Here is a 21,557-nt window from a genome sequence, read left to right on the forward strand (position 1 = left end):
CATGATTAGTAAAGAAGGCCTTACCCATCACATCTCCCAGCAGTTCAACGCTGAGCTCGAGGAAGTGCGCAGCCACCTCCTGGCTATGGGCGGGCTGGTCGAGAAGCAGGTCAACGACGCGGTCACCGCGCTGATCGAGGCCGACTCCGGCCTGGCCCAGCAAGTGCGCGAGGTCGACGACCAGATCAACCAGATGGAACGCAACATCGACGAAGAATGCCTGCGCATTCTGGCCCGTCGTCAGCCGGCGGCGTCGGACTTGCGTCTGATCATCAGCATCTCCAAATCGGTGATCGACCTCGAGCGTATCGGCGACGAAGCCACCAAGATCGCCCGTCGCGCCATTCAGTTGTGCGAAGAAGGCGAAGCGCCGCGCGGTTACGTCGAGGTTCGTCACATCGGCGACCAGGTGCGCAACATGGTTCGCGATGCGCTGGACGCGTTTGCCCGCTTCGACGCCGACCTGGCGCTGTCGGTGGCGCAGTACGACAAGATCATCGACCGCGAATACAAGACCGCGTTGCGCGAACTGGCCACCTACATGATGGAAGACCCGCGCTCTATCTCGCGCGTCTTGAGCATTATCTGGGTGCTGCGTTCCCTGGAGCGGATCGGCGATCACGCGCGCAATATCTCGGAACTGGTGATTTATCTGGTGCGCGGCACTGACGTGCGTCACCTGGGCCTTAAGCGCATGAAGGAAGAAGTGGAAGGCACAAGTGCCGAAACCGCTAATGTTCCGGACAAAGCTGACGATAAGTAAGGTTGCCCAAGAAAAAGCGCCCGGCCTCTTGGCCGGGCGTTTTTGTTTGCGTGGCTTTCGAATTGAAACGCCGAATTGAAAAGCAGCACCCGCGAACGAAAAGTCCCGGCGTGACTGAAGAGTTTTGGCAAAGTGCCATCAGCCAGCGTTATGCTTGCCGGGATTTTTAAAGGGGTGTTGGATGAGCAAGATCAGTGTGTTGGTCGTGGACGATGCGTCGTTCATTCGTGACCTGGTAAAAAAGTGTCTGCGCAACTACTTCCCGGGCATCCGGACCGAAGATGCAGTCAACGGTAAAAAGGCCCAGGCCATGCTGGCCAAGGAAGCGTTCGACCTGGTTCTGTGCGACTGGGAAATGCCGGAAATGTCCGGTCTGGAGCTGCTGACCTGGTGCCGCGAGCAGGACAACCTCAAGACCATGCCGTTCGTGATGGTGACCAGCCGTGGCGATAAAGAGAACGTCGTCCAGGCGATCCAGGCCGGGGTTTCCGGCTACGTCAGCAAGCCATTCACCAACGAGCAGCTGTTGACCAAGGTCAAGCAGGCCCTGAACAAGGTCGGCAAGCTCGATACCTTGATGAACAGCGCGCCGACCAAAATGAACTCGGCGTTCGGCAACGATTCCCTGAGCGCATTGACCGGCGGTAAAGCGGCGGTGGTTGCACCCTCGGCAGCAGTGGTCAACCCGTTCGCTAAACCTGCCGGCGCTGCGCCTGCCCAGGCTGCCGCGCCGTCTCGCGGCCTGCTCAACAACCCGCCGGTCAAGGCGCCTGCCGCTGCCTCCGCATCAGCTGGCGGTCGTGGCCAAGGCCAACTGCGCCTGTCGAGCGGTACTCAGCAATGCGTGATCAAGGCCTTGAGCATCAAGGAAGCGCTGCTGGTGGTGAAACGTACCGACACCTTGCCGCAAGTCCTCGACAACGCCGTGCTCGATCTGGAGCAGGGCGACAACGCCGAAACTGCCCGTCTCAACGGCTACCTGCACGCCATCGTCGCCCACGAGCCGAAGCCGGACAGCGAGTGGCTGCAACTGACGTTCCGCTTTGTCGACCAGGATGCGCAGAAGCTCGACTACATCTCGCGTCTGATCGCCCGTGGCACGGCGCAGAAGCATTTCGTACCGGGCGCGTAATCTTCGCCACCTGACAGCTGATCATTCCCACGCTCTGCGTGGGAATGATCATTTGAAACATCTGTCGACTACGCGGGTCCATTTCTGCTGCTAGGCTCCTTTCCAGGCCTACTCAACAGAATTTTGCCCATGCTCGCGCGCCTGCTGTTTTTCTGTGGTCTTTTCATGGCCTCCACCTCGGCTGTGGCCATGACGATCTACAGGTCCACTGATGCCAGTGGTGTGGTCTCTTACAGCGACCGCCCCACCAAAGGCGCGAAGGTGTTCGTTTTTCGCGACCGAATGGTCGAACACCTTGAGCGGCAGGTGTACCTCGACATCAAGAGGCTGAATGGCATGGACAGCGTGTTCGTGCGCAACGACCTGTATGCGCCGGTCGAGATCGAGCTGAGTTTCGACGGGCTGCAGAACGTCAGCGGAGCGCCGAGCCGACCGATCCGGCGGGTGATGCCGGCGCGCAGTAACCTTCGTCTGGCCCTGCTCACGCCGACGAAGGCCGGAAGGCCGATCGTGTATAACCCAAGGTTCGCATATTCCCTGGGCGACCCCTCAGGGGCTGCCATGGCCTATCGATATCCGTTGCCCTGGCGTGGCGGTCCGTTTCGGCTGACCCAGGGCCCCAATGGCCAATACAGCCACTACGGACCGAAGAACCGTTACGCGATGGACATCGCCATGCCCGAAGGCACGCCGATCATCGCGGCGCGCGGCGGGGTGGTGGTGAAAACCGAGAATGGCCAGACCGGGCGCGGCAACGATCCGTCGGGCAATTTCGTGCGGGTGTTGCACGATGACGGGACCATGGGCGTGTACCTGCACCTCAAGAAAGGTTCAGTCTGCGTACGGGAAGGTCAGCGGGTAGTGGTGGGCAGTGCGCTGGCGCTGTCGGGCAATACCGGCAATAGCAGCGGCCCGCACCTGCACTTCGTGGTGCAGCGCAATACCGGATTGGGGCTGGTGTCGATTCCGTACCAGTTCAATCAACCGGTGGGGGCGTTACCCAACTTTGCGTTAGGCAAGAAGTGAAGGCGATGGCGATCTACTGTGGCGAGGGAGCTTGCTCCCGCTCGGCTGCGCAGCAGTCGCCATTCAGCCAACGCGGTCTGCCTGAGTAAACGCGGCAGCCGGTTTTGGGGCCGCTCCGCAGCCCAGCGGGAGCAAGCTCCCTCGCCACAAGAGCCCGCTCACCACCGCAAGCACGCTTAATCGAGCAGCAACACCTTCGCCAATATGATCTTCGGTCCTTTCATCTTCTTGATGATGATCCGCAAACCTTCTACCTCTAGCACTTCTTCCTCTTCCGGCACCCGTTTCAGGGTTTCGTAGACCAGCCCGGCAAGGGTTTCGGCTTCGATGTGGTCCAGGTCGATACCCAGCAGGCGTTCCACCTTGAACAGCGGTGTATCGCCCCGCACCAGCAGTTTACCCGGCTGATAGGCGAGGATCCCGCGCTCAGCCTTGCGGTGTTCGTCCTGAATGTCGCCCACCAGCACTTCCAGCACGTCTTCCATGGTCAGGTAGCCGATGATGTTGCCATCGGCTTCCTCGACCACGGCGAAATGCGAGCCGCCCTTGCGAAACTGCTCCAGCAGTTGCGACAGCGGCATGTGCCGCGACACGCGCTCCAGCGGCCGGGTCAGTTCGGCGAGGTTGAACGACTCGGGAATGTGATCCAGGGCAGCCAGTTCCAGCAGCAGATCCTTGATGTGCAGCAGGCCGACGAACTCCTGGCGCTCGCTGTCGTACACCGGGTAGCGGCTGAATTTGTGGCGACGGAACAACGCCAGGATTTCCTTGAGCGGTGCGTTGTACTCAAGGGTGATCAGGTCTTCCCGGGAGTTGGCCCAGTCGACCACTTCCAGCTCGCCCATTTCCACCGCCGAGGCCAGTACACGCATGCCTTGGTCGCTCGGGTCCTGGCCACGGCTGGAGTGCAGGATCAGTTTCAGTTCTTCACGGCTGTAATGGTGCTCGTGGTGTGGGCCGGGCTCACCTTGGCCTGCGATGCGCAGGATCTGGTTGGCGCTGGCGTTGAGCAAGTAGATGGCCGGGTACATGGCCCAGTAGAACAAGTACAGCGGCACCGCGGTCCACAGCGACAGCAACTCGGGTTTGCGGATGGCCCAGGATTTCGGTGCCAGTTCACCGACCACGATGTGCAGGTACGAAATGATGAAGAACGCCGTGAAGAACGAAACCGCCTTGACCACTTCAGCGGAATCTACGCCCACGGCACTCAGCACAGGCTCCAGCAGGTGCGCGAACGCCGGTTCGCCGACCCAGCCCAGGCCCAGAGAGGCGAGGGTGATACCCAACTGGCACGCTGACAGGTAAGCATCGAGCTGACTGTGCACGGTGCGCAGGATATGCCCGCGCCAGCCGTTTTGTTCAGCGATGGCTTCGACCCGGGTCGAGCGCAATTTGACCATGGCAAATTCTGCCGCAACGAAAAAGCCGTTGAGCAAAACCAGGATCAGAGCAAAAAGAATCATGCCGAAATCGGCGAAGAGTGTCGCGAGGGTCAAGCCAGGGGAAGGGTCCATGATGGAGTTTTGCGGGTTCCGTGTGTTCAAAAGGAAAGAAAAAAGTGCGCCTGAAGGGCAGGCACAAGTCAGCCAATGTAGCCGCTGACTGGGCAGTTGCCTAGTGGCGAGTGCTAGTCGGTATCAGTCGGTGGCGCTGATCACGCGGGATTTGGTGACCTGGGCCGGCGCAAAATGGCAGGTAAACGTGCTGCCATGCCCCGGCACACTGCTGATTTCCATGCGTGCCCGGTGGCGTAGCAATACGTGCTTGACGATGGCCAGCCCCAGCCCGGTGCCGCCGGTGTTGGAGTTGCGGCTGGAATCGACGCGGTAGAAGCGCTCAGTCAGGCGCGGCAGGTGCTTGCTGTCGATGCCGATCCCTGAATCCTGCACGCTCAGGTGTGCACCTTGCTCGTCGCCCCACCAGCGAATGCGGATATTGCCCTCGGCTGGGGTGTATTTCACCGCGTTGAACACCAGATTGGAAAACGCACTGCGCAGTTCGGCTTCACTGCCCTTGAGCAGAATCGTCGGGTCGGCTTCCAGGGTGATGCGCTGGTTTTTCTGACCGGAAAGTTGCTGAGCATCGCTCTTGATCGATTGCAGCAGGCTGTCGATGGACACCGGCTGGTTGTCCGACGGGTAATCGGTGGCTTCCAGTTTGGCCAGCAACAGCAAATCGTTAAGCAAAGTCTGCATGCGCCCGCCCTGTTGCTGCATTTGCTGCAGGGCACGGGTCCAGCGTGGATTCACGTCCTCGACGTTATCGAGCAGGGTTTCCAGGTAGCCGCAAATCACCGTCAGGGGCGTGCGCAGCTCATGGGACACGTTGGCGATGAAGTCTTTGCGCATCTGCTCCAGCTGATGGATACGCGTTACGTCGCGCACCAGCATCAAGTGTTCGTTGTTGCCGTAGCGGGTGATGTACAGCTGAATGCGCAGGCGATCGTTGATTGGCGAGGGGATTTCCAATGGCTCGGCGTAGTTGTCCTGCTCGAAGTATTCCTTGAAGCGCGGATGGCGCACCAGGTTGGTCACCGGCTGGCCGCTGTCTTGAGGAGTCTTGAGACCCAGCAGGGTTTCAGCCGCACGGTTCCACCATTCAAGGTTGCCGTCGCTGTCGAGCATGATCACTGCGTCTTTCAGCGCGGCAGTGGACTCCTGGACCCGGTCGATCACCGCTTGCAGGCGCCCGCGGACCCGTTGGTCGCGGCGTTGCAGGTGATAGATGCTGTCGAACACTTCGCCCCACAGGCCGTAGCCGTCGGGCGGTGCTTCATCGGGTTGGTGCAGGCGCAGCCATTCGTGCAGGCGCAGCAGCTGTTTGAGGGTCCAGGCCAGGTAAACACCCAGGCCCACGGCGAGGCTCCAGCCGTAGTAGCCGGAAATCAGGCCGATCACCAGGCAGGTGGTGACCAGCAACAGCATGTGGCGAATCAGGGTGCCATGCCAGTTTTGGTTCACGGAAAATATGCGTCCTTGTCAGCGAGTCTGGCGGTCTGCTCAGGCCTTGGTGGAAAACCGGTAGCCGGTGCCGCGCACGGTTTGTACCAGATTTTCGTAGGCATCGCCGAGGGCTTTGCGCAGGCGACGGATGTGCACGTCGACAGTGCGCTCTTCGACGTAGACATTGCCGCCCCAGACCTGATCCAGCAACTGGCCGCGGGTGTAGGCGCGTTCCTGGTGGGTCATGAAGAATTGCAGCAAACGGTACTCGGTCGGGCCCATCTCGGCAGGTTTGCCGTCGATGGTCACGCGGTGGCTGATCGGATCCAGCAGCAGGCCGCCGACTTCGATCGGCGCTTCGCCATCGGTCGGGCCTGCGCGACGCAGCACGGCTTTGAGGCGTGCAACCAGCTCACGGGGGGAAAATGGTTTGGTGATGTAGTCGTCGGCACCGACTTCCAGGCCCTGGATCTTGTTGTCCTCTTCACCCTTGGCGGTGAGCATGATGATCGGGATATCTCCGGTCAGCTCGTCGCGCTTGAGGCGGCGGGCCAACTCGATGCCGGAGGTGCCGGGCAGCATCCAGTCGAGCAGAATCAGGTCCGGTTTGCGGTCGACGATAATGGCATGGGCCTGCTGGGAGTTCTCCGCCTCCAGGCAGTCATAACCGGCCATTTCCAACGCAACGGCGATCATTTCGCGAATGGGCGCTTCGTCGTCGACGATCAGAATGCTCCTGCCAACCATGCCTTAATCCTCTTGTCATTTAACTGTCTTGCGCCGCATTAGATAACGGAATTATTGCAGTCGTGTGACAGTATTTTAGCCGCCCTGCGAATGTCGCGATCCTGAACTAAGCTCTAAGTCCGAATCCTGACAACCACAAAAGGAAGGTTTCCATGAATCACATTGCTCAATCCTGGAAGGCTCTGCTGGTCACGGCTGCGCTAACGTTGCCGTCCATGGCTTTTGCCGCCGAACCGGCCATGATGAAAGACGGCGTGATGGTCGACCATAAGGGTATGACCGTTTACACGTTCGATAAGGACACTGGCGGTAAGTCGATGTGTAATGCCGATTGCGCCAAGATGTGGCCGCCGATGATGGCTCCAGCGGGTGCCAAGGCCGAAGGTGAATGGACGACCATCAAGCGTGATGACGGCACGATGCAGTGGGCTTATGACGGCAAGCCGATGTACACCTACAAAATGGATATGAAGCCTGGCGATATGAAGGGCGAAGGTTACAAAGATATGTGGCACATGCCGAAGCACTGAACCGTGGTAATCCGCTCCTCGGACTTGGTCACGGGGAGCGGATATCCCCTTATTGCCTTCAGCGCAACGCGTAATCCAGCACGATCCCCACGAAAATCGCCAACCCCGCCCAGTGGTTGTGCAAAAACGCCTGGAAGCAGCGCATCCGGTCCTTGCTGCGGGTGTACCAGAACTCCCACGCAAAACAGCCCGCAGCCACCAGCAACCCAAGGTGAAACCAGCCGCCGAGATGGAATTTCGAGCCCGCCAGCAGCAGGCAACCCAGCGCCAGGCCCTGCAGGGTCACAATGATCACCCTGTCGCCGTCGCCAAACAGAATCGCCGTGGATTTCACCCCGATTTTCAGGTCATCGTCGCGGTCCGTCATGGCGTAATAGGTGTCGTAGGCCACGGTCCACAGCAAGTTGGCGATCCACAGCAACCAGGCCACCGCCGGCAGCTCACCGGTTTCGGCGGTAAACGCCATCGGCATGCCCCAGGAGAACGCCGCGCCCAGCACCACTTGTGGGTAATAGGTGTAGCGCTTCATGAACGGGTAACTGAAGGCCAGGGCCAAACCGCCCAGCGACAGCCAGACAGTCGCCGCGTTGGTGCACAGCACCAGCAGGAAACTCACGCCCATCAGCACCGCGAAGAACACCAGGGCTTCTTTCGAGCTGATCTTGCCGCTCACCAGCGGCCGTTGCTCGGTGCGTTTCACATGGCCATCGACCTTGCGGTCCGCCCAATCGTTGATCACACAACCGCCGGCACGGGTCAGTACCACGCCGAGCACGAAAATCACGATATTGGCCAGTGATGGCGAACCTTCACCGGCAATCCACAGTGCCCACAGCGTCGGCCACAGCAGCAGGTAAATGCCGATCGGCTTGTCCATGCGGGTCAGCTGAATGAAATCCCAGGCGCGAGGATTCACGCGGTTCAGGGACTTGAGCAGGTTCTGGTACATCAGCAGTTCTCCGGATGCACGCGGGCGGCGCTCCACAGGGTCGGCAGGAAGATCTCGGCCACCAGCACGCTCAAGGCGCCACGGTCGAAACGCGAGCGCCGGCCCCACAGTTCAGGCACCTGAGCCTCCATCGGCAGCCATGCTTGAGGATAGTGACAAACCTCGATGGTCCGGCGTTGAAATGCCCGATCGCAAAACAGCAATTCGCCCAGAGAGCGGCTGCCCAGCTCATCCATGTGCAAGCCATCGCCCTGCAGCGCGCTGCGTGCCGCCACGCTGCGGGCAAACACCCAGGCTTCGCCGTGGCCGCGCAGATACACCTCGCGCACCCAGCCTTCGCTGCCTTCGGCCAGCTCCAGCGCGGCACATTCGTCGGTGCGCAGCGATTGCCAGCCTTCGAACAGCGGCGTGACACTGAAACCGTCATTCGACAAACGGGTCAGGCGTCGGGTCAGCGACCCTTCATCGAACAGCCAATCGAGCGTAGACGTGTCGGGGAGGGGCGTCAGTTGGCTTCGAGGGAGCCAGAGCGGCGTTGGGGAGGGGGCTTTTGAGTGCGGCACAGTGAGTCATTATTGGCAGCAAATGAGGCGGCGAGCTTACCATGTCAGGCGGCGATTTTGATTGACCCGGCCTGCCGTTGCGCCGAACAGGCTTGCATCTGCCGGGCCCGATCAGTACAAAACGCCCTGAGCCGGACGGCAGCGCTTCACCCATCAACCGTTCGCGCCGGCAAAAGCCTGAATTGCGAGGAAGTACCTGAATGAAAAAGTGGCAATGTGTGGTCTGCGGCCTGATCTATAACGAAGCCGACGGCTGGCCCGATGAAGGCATTGCGCCGGGTACGCTGTGGCAGGACGTGCCAGAAGACTGGCTGTGCCCGGACTGCGGCGTGGGCAAAATGGATTTTGAAATGATTGAAATCAACTAAGCATCCAAGGAGTAAGGAATGAACGCACCTGTCGTGATCGTCGGCACTGGGCTGGCTGGCTACAACCTGGCCCGGGAGTTTCGCAAACTCGATGGCGAAACCCCGCTGCTGCTGATTACTGCAGATGATGGTCGCTCCTACTCCAAGCCGATGCTTTCCACCGGTTTCGGCAAGAATAAAGACGCCGATGGCCTGAGCATGGCCGAACCGGGCGCCATGGCCGAGCAATTGAAGGCCGAAGTGCGCACCCACACACGCATCAGCGGCATCGATCCGGGCCACAAGCGCCTGTGGATCGGTGAAGAGTCGGTGATCTACCGCGACCTGATTCTGGCCTGGGGCGCGGAAACCGTGCGCGTGCCGATCGAAGGCGACGCGGCCGACGCCGTTTACCCGATCAACGACCTTGAAGACTACGCACGCTTTCGCGCGGCGGCGGCCGGCAAGCGTAGGGTGTTACTACTGGGCGCCGGTTTGATCGGCTGCGAATTCGCCAACGACCTCATCCTCGGCGGGTACGAGGTGCAACTGGTTGCACCGTGCGAGCAGGTCATGCCGACCTTGCTCCACCCGGCGGCGGCCGCTGCGGTCCAGGCCGGCCTGGAAAGCCTGGGTGCGCGCTTCCATCTCGGGCCGGTGCTCAATCGCTTGCAGCGCGTGGCGGACGGCCTGGAAGCGCATCTGTCCGACGCTCAGGTCATCCCTTGCGACGTAGTGGTATCGGCCATCGGCCTGCGTCCGCGTATCGATCTGGCGGCCGCTGCCGGGGTGCAGGTCAATCGCGGAGTGGTAGTCGACCGCCACCTGAAAACCTCTCACGCCAACATCTACGCCCTGGGCGACTGCGCCGAGGTCGACGGGCTGAATCTGTTGTACGTCATGCCCCTCATGAGCTGTGCGAGAGCGCTGGCCCAAACCCTCGCTGGAAACCCTACGGCGGTGAGTTACGGCCCGATGCCAATCACCGTGAAAACCCCGATCTGCCCCTTGGTGGTTTCGCCGCCGCCACGGGGCGCGGAGGGCGTCTGGACGGTCGAAGGGCAGGACGCGGACATCAAAGTGCTATGCCGCGACAGCGCCGGCAAATTGCTGGGTTACGCCCTGACCGGCGCGGCGGTGATGGAAAAACTCGCCTTGAACAAAGAACTTCCAGCCCTGTTGGCGTAAATGCCGGTCGTTCTGTCGGAATCACCCCGTTTTTGCCCCTACAAAGGTCGCGGGGAGACTGGCGCCGCTCTTGCGCGCGTGCCATCCTCATTCCCGTCTGCCGCAGAGTAGAGCACCTGCGGCGCCTTGGGCGCTGTTCCAACGAGAACGGCACGGACATAACAACAAAAAACCGTCAAAGGGGCTTCACTAATGCGTAAACCAGAACTCGCCGCTGCCATCGCGGAAAAAGCAGACCTCACCAAAGAACAGGCCAACCGCGTTCTCAACGCCGTTCTCGAAGAAATCACCGGCGCTCTGCATCGCAAAGATAGCGTCACGCTGGTGGGCTTCGGCACCTTCCTGCAACGCCATCGCGGTGCCCGCACCGGCAAAAACCCGCAGACCGGTGAGCCAGTCAAAATCAAGGCCAGCAACACTGTTGCGTTCAAGCCAGGCAAGTCGTTGAAGGACAGCGTTAATCCGTAACACGCACCGACTTCCCGCACAGCCGGCGAGCGGGATAAAAAATGGGCACGTCAACGTGGTTGGGTGCCCATTTTTTCTGTCTGGCGGATCAGCCGGCTCGGCTTTGTTTCCTGGCGAGAATCGCTGCTATTTCCGGCTCATTCAGGTGATCCAGCGCGCGCTCTACCAACAAATGCCCCCCGTCGGCCAGGCGGCTGAGCGCCTCATTCCTCGTCCAAATCTTCCTCATCGATCAGGCCTTGAACAAACCGGAGGAAATTCGAGCAGACCAGTTTTTCGGATTGGGCCTGATTCTCTTCAGGGCTTAGGTTGCTATCAAAGCTGTCAGTTGTGAAATAACTAACGGCCTCTGTATCAAGATTCAAGCAAAAGAAGTTGCCACCCCAGTCGTTCGCGAAAGGCAGGAGGTGTGCGGGAAGTATCTGTTTTTTTAGCATCAACTGGTAGGTGGACAGTAGTGTGGGGCCTCCACCGGTAATCGGCTTGAACGCGGCCACTTCCAGTGCCTGGTCAAAATCTTCGCTGACCCAATAGGTCTGCTCCGGTACGCCGCCGTTGTACTTGAGATAATGGTTTTTAAAGGGCGTCGGTAGCTTCTTACCGATGTCGGATTCCAGGTGATCCAGATCCGCTGGCGTAATGGCCGCCTCATTATTCGAAAATGTGTTTTCGAGCATCATTAATCTCAGCGTTAATAGATCCTCACCGTTCTGATCCACTTTTTCATAAGGAATCAATTCAGTCACCCTTGAGTAAATTGATTGGTTTGGTATCAGTTAGCTGGATCTTGAAAAGGGTATCACCTGCATACTGAGTGAAACCTAGGCTCTATCTATTGAGCCGACCTTCTCCGTATCGACCACTTCTGCACCTACCAGATTTAGTTCTTTAAGTGCAGTGGCGGCGTGGGGCGAAAGAAATACGAATCCAAGTAAAGTAATCTCATCGATACTAAAAAAATCTGTGCTGACATTTTCTTTGATTGTCAGGCTGATGATATTTTTGATTTCGCCGTTCGCTCGAAAATTAATCTTCGACTGTGTCTGATCGATCACATCCACAGGCTCCTTGTCTATTCGTTGCTGGCGCATGAAAAAATATTGGTGCTGTGCGACCGAAACACCCTTCGGGTTGACGATCTCCAGTTCTGCGATCTCCCATCGGGAAGTCTTGAGGGTCTGGAAGACTTTCAGGAAGCGCTCACTGACAATATGCCCCTCAAAGGCTGTGCAAAAGTCAAAGTCATAGCGCTTGTCCTTGGTAATCAGCACCAGCTTTTTCGGGAGGGGAGCGAGAGCTTCGTCGGGGCCCGCGTCGTGCCAGTCGGCATCCATCGCATCGTCATAGGCGCCAGGGCTGAACGACTCATGAATGACGCCATCAATGAAGGTGGGGCAGTTTTTGTCTTTCTTGAATGCAAGGGTATAGAACATGAAAGCCTCTTGTCAGCAAAGTCGACCGGTACTGGATTTGGTTCGTATTCTTCCTGAAACAGTCTTCTTGCGAAGGCTGCTTTGGAGTGATGAAACCTGTTGTTGTGCCTGTGCCTTGGTAATAAGTTTTGCGTTATAGCGTGCTTTGATCCTGCCCAGTTTTCTGTCCACCAGGTCCGAATAGTCCTTGTGTGAACCATTGTGGTAAACCGGTCTGCCAATGGCCGCGGCCTTTGCTTGGCTATCTGGCATCAGCAGGCCGTTGGGGGCGGTGTCCCGTGTGCCGCCCAGACCAATGGAGTTCATGAATTTGTCATGCCGCTTCCATACCGCTACTGGAATGACATGTTGGGCTTGCATGTTGTCACCAACGACGCCTCCCAGAGATGTATCGAGGACGGAGCTGGGGCTCCAGCCCCACGGGTCTGTCCAGCCAATGGGGTTGGGTCCATAACCATAGAGGTTCAGGCCACCCGCCAAGCCAATCGGATCCGGCGTCGTAAAACGCCCCACATCCGGATCATAGAACCGAAACGTGTTGTAGTGCAGCCCGGTCTCCCGATCCAAGTACTGACCCTGGAACCGTAGGTTCTGTTCCTCGATGTAATACGGTTCGCGTATCTCCTGAAGGGTGTTGCCCCAGACTCGATACCAGGCCTGCCACACCGTGGCGCCGTCAGCTTCCGTCAGTTGTTCGGGCAGGTCGCTCAGGTCGTTGTGGTAGTAACGGACCTTCTGCAAGCCGCCGCTGCCATCGACCCGCGCCAGCGGTTCATAACCGTTATCGGCATACAGATACAGGCTGGTCTGGCTATTGCGGTGTTCCTGTAACAAGCGCAAGCCATCCCAGGTAAAGCGCGTTTCACCCAGCGGATAGCCGTTGTTGTCGTGCTCGGTCTTGCCGATTCGCCGCCCCAACGGATCGTAGGTCATGCGCACAACCGTTTCCCGCGCACCGTTTTCATTGCGCACTTCAATCAACCGGCTTTCGGCGTCGTAACCGAAGCGTTGCAGGCCCCGTTTAGCGCTGCGTTTTTCGATCATCCGGCCAAACGCGTCGTAGCGGTAGCGTTTGTCCTGATAGGTCAGCAGTTTGTTGTGCACCACCAGCCCGGCGCCGGGTTGCGGGCCGTCCAGCAGGTTGGCGGCGGCGTCGTAGGCGAAGGTTTCGCGCTGGCCGTGCAGGCTGTCCTGGCTGGCGATGATGCGGCCGGTGGCGTCGTAGTGCAGCAGTTGGCGGTGTTGCGCGGCGGGTTGCTGGTCGAGTTTGCCGATCAGGTTGTCGGCGGGGTCGTACTCGAAGTGTTTTTGCACCGCTGCCGGCATCAGTGATGGCTGGCTGGTGTGGCGGCGTTGGCGTGAGCGTAAACGTCCGCTGCGGTCGTATTCGCTGCGGGTGCTGATCTGGCCTTGGGTGCGCAGCACTTCGCGGTGCAGGCGGTCGCGTTCGAAGTCGCTGATGACCTGGCCGTCGAGGTTGATCTGGTGCAGGTGGCCGCTGCCGTAGTACAGGCGATTGAGCCAGCGGCCGTCGGGCAGTTGGGTCTGGATCAGGTTGCCGAGTTCGTCGTAGTGGTAGTGCAGGTTGCCGGCCGCGCTTTGTTCTTCGAGCAACTGGCCGAGGGCGTCGTAGGCGAAGCTCAGGGTTTGTGCGTTACCCTGGTGGTCGGTGAAGGTGACGGCGGTGAGCTGGTCCAGTGAGTCGTAGGAGTAGTCGGTGCGGCCATCGTCGGTGATTTTGGCGATCAGCCGGCCGACGGCGTCGCGTTCCAGTCGGTGAACGATGGGAGCGGGGGGCGACTCGGGGACGACGGCTAGGCCGTTGCCGTAAGGCGCCGGAACAGCCGTGACCGCCGCGACGTTATCCAGCAGGTCATAGGTGTAGCGCTTGGCACTGCCATCCAGATCCTGTTGTTCAATCAGCCGATCCCCCGCATCCCAGGCAAACCGATAACTTTCGCCGTTCTCATTGGTCAGCGCTTGCAGCCGCCCATAGCGGTCATACCCGAACTGCACCTGCCGGCCATGGGCGTCGGTACGCTGACGCACCTGGCCGCGACGGTTATGTTGATAGAGCGTGGTGTGCCCGGCCGGGTCGGTATAACCGGTCAGCTGGCCGCTGACGTCGCGCTGATATTGCTCGGTGCGCCCGTCCGGCAATTGGCTGCTGAGCAGCCGCCCCTGGGCGTCGTAGCTGAACTGGGTGCGTTCGCCGAGGGCATCGGTGATGGTTTGCAGATAGCCCCGGTTGTCGTAGCTGAATCGTGTCGGATAACCCGAGCAATCGATGTGTTCGACCAGTTGGCCGAACGGGTTCCAGCGCAGCCTTTTGCTTTTGCCGGTGGCGTCGATGATCTCGACGACCTGGCCTTGGGTGTCGTAGCGGTATCGCGTGACATGGCCCAGCGGATCGGTCTCGGCGATGCAGTTGCCGCGCTGATCGTAGCGATATTGCCAACTGTTGCCCGCGGCATCGGTTTCCACCAGCGGCAGGGCCCAGTGTTCCAGCCATAGGGTCGAATCGCTGCGGCCCAGGGGGTCGGTTTCGCCGATCAGGTTGCCGGCGTCGTCGTAGCTGTATTCGTAGCGCCCGCCCTGTGGGTCGGTGGCGCTGAGCAATTGGCGTTCGTCGCTCCACTCGAACTGCCAGGTCTGGCCGAGGTTGTCGGTGTACTGGGTGATCTGGTGCTGGGTGTTCCAGCGCCGTGTACTGATGCGCTGTGAGCCGTCGGTGATGCGCGTTGCACCGGCGACGAGGTCGTAGTCGAACTGGTAAGCGTCGCCCTCATCGGTCCAGTGCCGGACCACGCGCCATTCACGGTCTTCGATCAACGCCCATTCATAGAAGCAACGCAGCCCCGTGGGCAACTGATGCTCGACCATCCGCCGCCCGGCGTCGTAGGCGAAGCGCCGTTGCACTTGGCCGGTGGCATCGCGCACCTCGGCCAGATTGCCCATTGTGTCGTAGCCATAACTAACGAGTACTTCGCGGTGTTGGTCGGGGTACAGGCGTTCAACCCGAGCCACGCGACCGCCTTCTTGAATCAGCTCGACCTGCACCAGATCGAAAGTATCCCGCAGGCGCGACAGTTGTCCGGTTTCGTCATAGTCGAGATGGATGCGGTTGTCATTGCGGTCGCCCAATTGATCAAGGCGCAGCAGCGCCGTATTGCCCGGCGTTGGATTGAACAAGCGGTACATGCCGTCATCGCTTTCAATCAACAACTGACCATTAACGTGGCGCCGAACGCTCAGTCCTTCACCCGCGCTGAACACCGCGCCGCCCAAGGGAATAGACCCCATGTCGATGCGCCGGGCCTGCTCATCGGTGTAGACCAGCGTTTCACCGCCCTCCGGGTGAGGCAGGATTTCGACGCATACCTCATAGGACACGCTCCAACCGGCGCCGAACAAGCTGTCGCGGCGTTCGTCACGGCTGTTGTAGAAGCGCTGCCAATCGATCGGCAAGATGCCGGGCAACACGAAGTCCAGCTCTTCATCGCCCCCCAGCACCTTGGCCCCGGTCGCCGCGTGCACCGGGTTCGACGAGCCCAGGGCGGCGTTGGCCATGGCGCTCATCGCGCTGCTGACGGCCATCGACGTCGCGCCGCCGATCAGCATGCACGGCAGTTTGCTGAAGAACTTGCCTTTGCCGCCCTTGAGCATCAGCAGCGCGGTGACCGCCAACCCCACACCCGGCGTCTTGCCACTGCGGATCTCTCGCACCACCACCGAACCGCCGCCAATGGTCACGTTGGATGAGATCAGCCCGGAGCCCACCACCTTGGCATCGCAGGTGCTGCGATCACCGCTGCGCACGGCGGGCTGGCCGTTGATGGTGACCTTGTCCGAGCCCTCGGCCATGAACTGCGGTGGCATCGGCGGATGCTTCATGCAGACGAGCAGGTCCAGCGGCTTGGGCACCGCGCCGGGCGCCGGGGTGGCGACAGTGGGGCGCCACATCTGCGAGAAGAAGCTCTCGGCCATATCCAGATAGCTGGGCTCAGCCTCCGGCTCGGGCGCTTCCAGTTCGGTACCGGCCGGCGCGACATGGGACGGGATCGCCCCGGCGGCGCGGGCAGCAGGGATGTTGTTGGTGAGGGTGTTGGTGGAACCGGTGAGAATGTTCGCCTGCACCGTGGGCGGAAACAGCGCGTTGCTGAAACTCTCGCACAGGTTGCTTAAACCCTTGTCGGCGCCGGTCTTGCTCATGGCAAGGCCGACGATCGTGCCCACCACCGCGCCGAGCAGGAAGCAGCCGAGCCCGCCGGTGACGACGGTGATGCCCGTGGCCGCGACCACGGCAGCCGTCGCCACCGCGGTGATCGCAATATTGGCCGCCACCTCCAGCACGCCGCCAAGAATGTCGGCCATCATCGAGGTGTGGTCGAGTGCATCGCCCAGCCGGGCGGCCCAGAGTGCGTCAGACATGCAAGGTGCTCATCAGGCCGGAACGTCGAACAACAGCGAACTCTTGATGGTCGCCCAATGCGCGGCTTCGGCATCGCCGAGTTTTTCCGCCTTCACATAGCTTAGGGCGAGCATTTTGCGGGTGCCGGGCAATACCAGCGCCAACTGATACTGGAAGACTTTGTCGTTGCCCTTGTTGAACTGGCTGCGCAATTCGATACCTTCGACCTCCTGGTTGGCGCCCAAGCGCACGGCGACGCCCGGTTGAAAACGCAAGTCCTGCACTTGTTTTTCCAGGCGCTTGAGCTGGTCGTCGAAGTTGCTTTGCAAGGTTTCGCCCTCGGCCAGCAAGCTGCGGCTGACAATCAGCGAAGTGCCCAGTTCAGGGAACTTGAGGATGTTGATCGTCGCGTCTTGCAGCTCGCCTGCCGGCAGCTGGAACTGGAACTCATTGATGCGGTAAGTCATGGCGCTTGAATCTCGTGGTTAGCCCTTGGGCTTGGGGAATGCGGCATTGATATTGGCGTCGATGCTGGCCTTGACGCCCTGGCCGTCAGGCGTGGCGCCAGGGCCGCCACCGTTGTTCAGGTGCAGCACGCCGCCGGTGTTGATCTCGGCGTCACCGCTGGCATAGAAGCTGATTTGCACGCCGGTCAGGTTGATCTGGCCGCTGGCATTGAGCTCCAGAATGCTTTCACCGCACACTAGCCGCAGGTTCTCGCCCACTTCGATGACGTAGCTCTGGCTGATGCTGTCGGTCTTGCGCTGGCCCACCGACAGAATGTCTTCCTGCTTGACGATGCGCAGACGGTTGTTGCCGATGGTCACCGTCTCGTTATGCCCAATGCTTTTGTTGCGGTCGTGGCCCACGGAGTGGCTTTCATCCACCTCGACCACGATGTCCTGATTGCGCTCGGCATGGATGTACAGCTGCTCGGCGCCTTTCTTGTCTTCCATGCGGATTTCGTTGAAGTTCGCCGGTGTGCCGCCCTTGCTCGAACGGCTTTTTATGCCGCTCTGGGTGGCGTTTTCCGGCAGGTCGTAGGGCACGGTCTGTTCGGCGTTGTAGACGCGGCCGGTGATGATCGGCCGATCCGGGTCGCCTTCGAGGAAGCTGACGATGACTTCCTGACCGATCCGCGGGATCTGCATCGAGCCCCAGTTTTTACCGGCCCAGGATTGCGACACACGAATCCAGCACGAACTGTTTTCGTTGGACTGATCATGCCGGTCCCAATAGAAATGCACCTTCACCCGGCCAAACTGATCGGTCCAGATTTCCTCGCCTTTGGGGCCCACCACCAATGCGGTCTGCGGGCCTTTGACGATGGGGCGATGGGTGTTGGGCAGCGGGCGGTAGCTTTGTTGGGCGTCGATGCAGGTCAGGCTGCTTTCGAACTGCGCCGAAGGCGCGCCACCACCGGTTTCCCCGCTTTCCTGAGAAATGTAATAGCGGGCGCCGACGATCAGGTATTCGCGGTTCTGGTCCTGGCGGCTGAAGCCGGTGAGGCTGAACAAATGACCCGACCCCAGGCCTCGGGCGTTACCGGCCAGCTCGACCTGTTCGTGCAGGGTCTGCAAGGCTTCGATGCGGGTGCGGGCGTAATGTTCGCCGTCTTCGCTTTGCACATAGGTGCCGGGGTAGTCGTACAGCGGATAGTCGCCGGCGGTGTGCGGACGGGGCATGGCCGAGCGCACGTCGATACGCGCGCTGGGGCGCTGGAAATCATAGTCGTTGAGTTCCAGCGAACCCGGCTGGACTTCCTGGGCCAGGTGCCAATCGTGGATGTGATCGCGTTCGCGCTGCTGCTCATTCTTGGGGTAGTAGGGCACCGAGGCGTAGCCGGGCGCGCTGGCGTGAGCGCCGTAAGCATCGGCCAGCACCAGCACATGACGATCCTGTTCATGGCGGAAGAAGTAGTAGATCCCTTCCTGCTCCATCAGGCGGCTGACGAAATCGAAGCTGGTTTCGCGATACTGCACGCAGTATTCCCACTCGCGATAGGGCCGGCTCAGGGCGTCTTCGAAATCGGAAAAGCCGAGGTCGCGAAACACCTGCTTGATGATCTGCGGGATGGTCAGGTTCTGGAAAATCCGGCAATCGGAGGTGCGGGTCAGCAGCCAAAGCCAAGGCCGCAGCGTGACCTGGTAGCTGGCGAACTGGCCCTGGTCGACGTTCTGGCTGCAGCGGGCAACGATGCCATGGAAATAGCGCTCGCCACCGCCGTCCAGTTGCAGGCCCAGGGACATGGGTTTGCCGAGCAACTGGTTGAGATCGATCGCATTGTCCAGCGAGTGCAGCTGCAACTCATAGTTGAACAGCCGCCCCAGCTCTTCGCCGCCGCCCATGTCCTTGAGCAACAGCACCTCCGGTCCCAGGGGGCTGGTGATTTTTGCCAAGCGTGAGGCTTGGTTGAATAACATGGGTTGTCCTTATTCGCTGCCGCAATCCTTTTGACGCTGGCGAAGATTGCAGCCTTTTGATTTTAAAGATCAAGAGATTGCAGCCTTCGCCAGCTTGTACAGAGGCGCACGACCGCCAGGGGCGGTGACGCTGAAGTCATAATGTAGTTCGTTACTTGGGGGAGAGGAACCAGGTTCTTGATTGTTGCCAGGCATTACCTGAATATCTGCTCCCCTCCGCGTCACCTCACGTCTATGGAAAGCGATTACTGTGACCTCTTACCGCATGCAAGAAGCCGATTTGGAAATCCCCGATACCTGGCAGGACCAGAGCATTAATATTTTTAAGCTGCCAGCAGTCGGCCCTGCTAAAGAAGCCAGTTTCGTCATCAGTCGCGATGCTACCCAGGGCGACGCGCCATTCGCAGAATACGTGGACCGCCAACTCAAAAGTGCGGAGCAGCAACTGCCGGGTTTCAAGCTGGTTCAGCACTGGGACACGGTGCTGCAAGGGCATACCGCCACATTGCTGGATTACACCTGGCAACGCGAGGGGCGCGAACTGATGCTGCGCCAGGTGTTCATCGAGCGTAAGCCGTCCGTGCTGATCACCACCTTGACCACGACACCGAATGACTTCGCCTATCACGAGCAGGCCTGGAAGCTGGCGATGCATTCGTTCAAGCCACAGCCTCCAATCATCTGAGCATCCATACGTCCCACTGAGCAGTCATACACATCAGCAAGGTAGATGCGCGCAATGGATGCACAGGCTGCAGCACGTCTGGGTGACGAAATAGCCCATGGGTTCGGGATGGCCGCGATGGTCGCCGGAGCCGTGGCCGGCGCCTTGATCGGCGCTGCGGTCATCGCCGCGACCGTCGCCACCGGCGGTGTGGCGGTGGCGATTTTTGCCGGCTCGGTTGCGGCCGGCGGCTTGTCGATGTTCCAGGTCGTCAAGGGGCTTTCTACCATCTTCAATTTGCCCGAGCCCACAACGGGCAAGTTGCAGATGGGCAGTTTCAATGTCTATATCAACAGCTTCAATGCCATGAGAGCGGGAGAGGACGTCGCTTCCAGCTGCTCCGGGCTGCCGATGAATCATCCGATGTGGCCCTTTCCGGTATTGATCGCTGAAGGCAGTGCCACGGTGTTCATCAACGGCAAACCGGCAGCACGCTTGCACAGCAAAATGGTTTGCGGTGCTCATATCAAGAGCGGCAGCCCCAATACGTTTATCGGCGGGCCAACGGTGTCGGTGGCGTTTGTCCTGGATATCGAGGGGTGGATGCATACCGGGTTGGAAGCCCTGGGATTGCTGGCTGTGGGGGGGGCTGCAGTACTCGCGGCCATGGCGGGCCTTGCCGCGTTAGCCGGTTTCGTGGTGATTGGCGGCACGATGATGGCTGGCATGGCGTTGCTAGGGGATTTGGGTGATCGCTTGGGGCCCGGTTATCGGGATCTGCTGCAGGGTGTCGCTGGGTTGGCGCTTTTGGGCCTGGGACCGAAAATGGCAAAAATCGGTGCTACGCCCAAGCCACGCTCGGTGAGCTTCAAACCGGGTTACACGGCAGACGATATCGTTGCGATTCCCAAGTCCAGCCGGCCGGATCCGTCTGAGTACCTTGAAGCTTCCTATATCGACAAGCATCTTAAGGTCTTCCAGGATGAAGGCGGTGCGTTTCTATTTACCCCGGATGATATTGCCAACCCCATGTACGCGACCTTTAGCGACACCAAGTACGTCATGGCCAAATCAGACCTGCACGGTGTGGTCGGCGAATTTAAAAAGACCGGTGATCTTTCACTTTTGGAGTCTGCCCTAGGCTATGACCCCGGCTCTTTTACCGGCAAGGAAATTTACATGATGGACCTGAACAATCCCAAGGTGGTCATGCCAAGCGGTAACGAGCGGGGAGCGAACCCACTATGGCGTCCTGGCGGCCTGACCCATCCGGGTGGCATGCGCGAGGCGGTATTGGACAAGGTGGGCATTCCACACCAGAACGACATCAATTTTCTGCTCGCGAACCCTGATGTAGTGAGAATTCAATGAGTACCCATCCAGACAATGTATTGCTGCTTGCCCTGGCCAATGACGAATTGGATAAATTCCTTGTAGGCGAGCCGTTCTACTTTCAAGAAGCCAAAAACGACTACGAGGAACCGCAGAATATCGTCGTGGCCTTCGATTTGCTGGTGTTGCGTTACTGGCAGCAGACCCGCGATGCCAACTTCCCCGCACGCTTCGTGGCGGCTTTGCTCAAGATTCTCGCGACCTACCCCGATCGTAATCGGGCGATCTATGTCGCAGCGGTCTGGGTTTGGTATTACCGATTTTGCCTGAGCAAAAAGCGCGCACAGCCCGAGGGGCTCTATGCCGAGCTGTTCGAAATCGACATGGGGGCCGTGGCCTTAGCCCTTCAGAGGCAGCTTGAGATCAATAAGGCAGCGCTTATCCTGGATACACGTTGGGCTGGTGGCAGCTGGAACAGCCAGAACGGTTTATGGGGGCCGTTGATGCGTACCGCCCTGAACGTCAGGGACAAGCTTGGAGGACCGGACTTCGTGCCTGCCAATCTCTGAGGAGCGCTTAAAGATGGATTCAAGATCAGGCAGGTCGATGATGTCGTAGGGCGCATGCCCAGAAGTC

The 21,557-nt window shown here is 59.7% G+C and carries 20 protein-coding genes; 10 read left to right on the plus strand and 10 right to left on the minus strand.

What is annotated here, in order from left to right:
* Nucleotide 1: 1 nt before the first annotated feature.
* The 3 genes from phoU (at nt 2) to J3D54_RS08695 (ending at nt 2,921) form a co-directional block, all read left to right on the plus strand.
* A complete protein-coding gene (gene phoU / locus J3D54_RS08685) occupies nt 2-763 on the plus strand; it encodes a phosphate signaling complex protein PhoU (protein ID WP_007934507.1) in 762 nt (253 codons plus the stop codon).
* Between the two features lie 181 nt (nt 764-944).
* Nucleotides 945-1,895 carry a response regulator gene (locus J3D54_RS08690; RefSeq protein WP_253417533.1) on the plus strand — a complete coding sequence of 317 codons (951 nt, stop codon included), beginning with the start codon at nt 945-947 and terminating at the stop codon, nt 1,893-1,895.
* A 129-nt stretch (nt 1,896-2,024) separates the two neighbouring features.
* Nucleotides 2,025-2,921: a peptidoglycan DD-metalloendopeptidase family protein gene (locus J3D54_RS08695; protein WP_253417534.1), complete on the plus strand. Its 897-nt coding sequence runs from the start codon at nt 2,025-2,027 to the stop codon at nt 2,919-2,921.
* Nucleotides 2,922-3,097: 176 nt separating this feature from the next.
* Here the strand turns inward: J3D54_RS08695 and J3D54_RS08700 are convergent, their stop codons facing one another.
* From J3D54_RS08700 to phoB, 3 genes are all read right to left on the minus strand, one after another.
* Entirely contained in the window at nt 3,098-4,438 is a 1,341-nt protein-coding gene (locus J3D54_RS08700) for a hemolysin family protein (protein ID WP_253417535.1), read from the minus strand.
* A 123-nt stretch (nt 4,439-4,561) separates the two neighbouring features.
* Complete coding sequence (gene phoR / locus J3D54_RS08705) at nt 4,562-5,848, minus strand: phosphate regulon sensor histidine kinase PhoR (protein ID WP_253426547.1); 1,287 nt, start codon at nt 5,846-5,848, stop codon at nt 4,562-4,564.
* A 75-nt stretch (nt 5,849-5,923) separates the two neighbouring features.
* The gene (gene phoB / locus J3D54_RS08710) at nt 5,924-6,613 is read right to left on the minus strand and encodes a phosphate regulon transcriptional regulator PhoB (protein ID WP_007896474.1); all 690 of its coding nucleotides are present in this window, start codon (nt 6,611-6,613) and stop codon (nt 5,924-5,926) included.
* A 152-nt stretch (nt 6,614-6,765) separates the two neighbouring features.
* Here phoB and J3D54_RS08715 point away from each other — a divergent pair, with 152 nt between their 5' ends.
* Entirely contained in the window at nt 6,766-7,143 is a 378-nt protein-coding gene (locus tag J3D54_RS08715; RefSeq protein ID WP_253417536.1) for a hypothetical protein, read from the plus strand.
* A gap of 58 nt (nt 7,144-7,201) precedes the next feature.
* On the opposite strand, the gene ubiA is transcribed toward J3D54_RS08715, so the two are convergent.
* Together ubiA and J3D54_RS08725 are read right to left on the minus strand one after the other, a co-directional pair.
* Complete coding sequence (ubiA, locus tag J3D54_RS08720) at nt 7,202-8,092, minus strand: 4-hydroxybenzoate octaprenyltransferase (protein ID WP_253417537.1); 891 nt, start codon at nt 8,090-8,092, stop codon at nt 7,202-7,204.
* On the minus strand, nt 8,092-8,655 hold the full coding sequence (locus tag J3D54_RS08725) for a chorismate lyase (protein ID WP_253417538.1): 564 nt from the start codon (nt 8,653-8,655) through the stop codon (nt 8,092-8,094). The genes ubiA and J3D54_RS08725 overlap by 1 nt, the downstream gene beginning before the upstream one ends.
* Before the next feature lie 200 nt (nt 8,656-8,855).
* Here J3D54_RS08725 and J3D54_RS08730 point away from each other — a divergent pair, with 200 nt between their 5' ends.
* From J3D54_RS08730 to J3D54_RS08740, 3 genes are all read left to right on the plus strand, one after another.
* Nucleotides 8,856-9,023: a rubredoxin gene (locus tag J3D54_RS08730; protein ID WP_237885215.1), complete on the plus strand. Its 168-nt coding sequence runs from the start codon at nt 8,856-8,858 to the stop codon at nt 9,021-9,023.
* 18 nt (nt 9,024-9,041) lie between these two features.
* A complete protein-coding gene (locus J3D54_RS08735; protein WP_253417539.1) occupies nt 9,042-10,190 on the plus strand; it encodes an NAD(P)/FAD-dependent oxidoreductase in 1,149 nt (382 codons plus the stop codon).
* 192 nt (nt 10,191-10,382) lie between these two features.
* Nucleotides 10,383-10,658, plus strand: a complete 276-nt coding sequence (locus J3D54_RS08740) for an HU family DNA-binding protein (protein ID WP_003213368.1) — start codon at nt 10,383-10,385, stop codon at nt 10,656-10,658.
* 203 nt (nt 10,659-10,861) lie between these two features.
* Here J3D54_RS08740 and J3D54_RS08745 read toward each other — a convergent pair whose 3' ends face one another.
* The 5 genes from J3D54_RS08745 to J3D54_RS08765 form a co-directional block, all read right to left on the minus strand.
* Nucleotides 10,862-11,395 carry an SMI1/KNR4 family protein gene (locus tag J3D54_RS08745; RefSeq protein WP_253417540.1) on the minus strand — a complete coding sequence of 178 codons (534 nt, stop codon included), beginning with the start codon at nt 11,393-11,395 and terminating at the stop codon, nt 10,862-10,864.
* Between the two features lie 84 nt (nt 11,396-11,479).
* Nucleotides 11,480-12,091: a DUF1629 domain-containing protein gene (locus J3D54_RS08750; RefSeq protein WP_253417541.1), complete on the minus strand. Its 612-nt coding sequence runs from the start codon at nt 12,089-12,091 to the stop codon at nt 11,480-11,482.
* 12 nt (nt 12,092-12,103) lie between these two features.
* A complete protein-coding gene (locus tag J3D54_RS08755) occupies nt 12,104-16,522 on the minus strand; it encodes an RHS repeat-associated core domain-containing protein (RefSeq protein ID WP_253417542.1) in 4,419 nt (1,472 codons plus the stop codon).
* 12 nt (nt 16,523-16,534) lie between these two features.
* Entirely contained in the window at nt 16,535-16,969 is a 435-nt protein-coding gene (locus J3D54_RS08760; RefSeq protein WP_253417543.1) for a DcrB-related protein, read from the minus strand.
* A gap of 18 nt (nt 16,970-16,987) precedes the next feature.
* The gene (locus J3D54_RS08765; protein WP_253417544.1) at nt 16,988-18,925 is read right to left on the minus strand and encodes a type VI secretion system Vgr family protein; all 1,938 of its coding nucleotides are present in this window, start codon (nt 18,923-18,925) and stop codon (nt 16,988-16,990) included.
* Nucleotides 18,926-19,175: 250 nt separating this feature from the next.
* On the opposite strand from J3D54_RS08765, the gene J3D54_RS08770 reads away from it, so the two are divergent.
* The 3 genes from J3D54_RS08770 to J3D54_RS08780 are packed head-to-tail and all read left to right on the plus strand — an operon-like array spanning nt 19,176 to nt 21,490.
* Nucleotides 19,176-19,610, plus strand: coding sequence for a DcrB-related protein (locus J3D54_RS08770; protein WP_253417545.1), 435 nt, complete (start codon nt 19,176-19,178; stop codon nt 19,608-19,610).
* Nucleotides 19,611-19,664: 54 nt separating this feature from the next.
* A complete protein-coding gene (locus J3D54_RS08775; RefSeq protein WP_253417546.1) occupies nt 19,665-20,960 on the plus strand; it encodes a PAAR domain-containing protein in 1,296 nt (431 codons plus the stop codon).
* The gene (locus J3D54_RS08780; protein ID WP_253417547.1) at nt 20,957-21,490 is read left to right on the plus strand and encodes a hypothetical protein; all 534 of its coding nucleotides are present in this window, start codon (nt 20,957-20,959) and stop codon (nt 21,488-21,490) included. The genes J3D54_RS08775 and J3D54_RS08780 overlap by 4 nt, the downstream gene beginning before the upstream one ends.
* Nucleotides 21,491-21,557 lie beyond the last annotated feature (67 nt).

This window comes from Pseudomonas sp. GGS8 (assembly GCF_024168645.1).
Taxonomy (GTDB): Bacteria; Pseudomonadota; Gammaproteobacteria; order Pseudomonadales; family Pseudomonadaceae; genus Aquipseudomonas.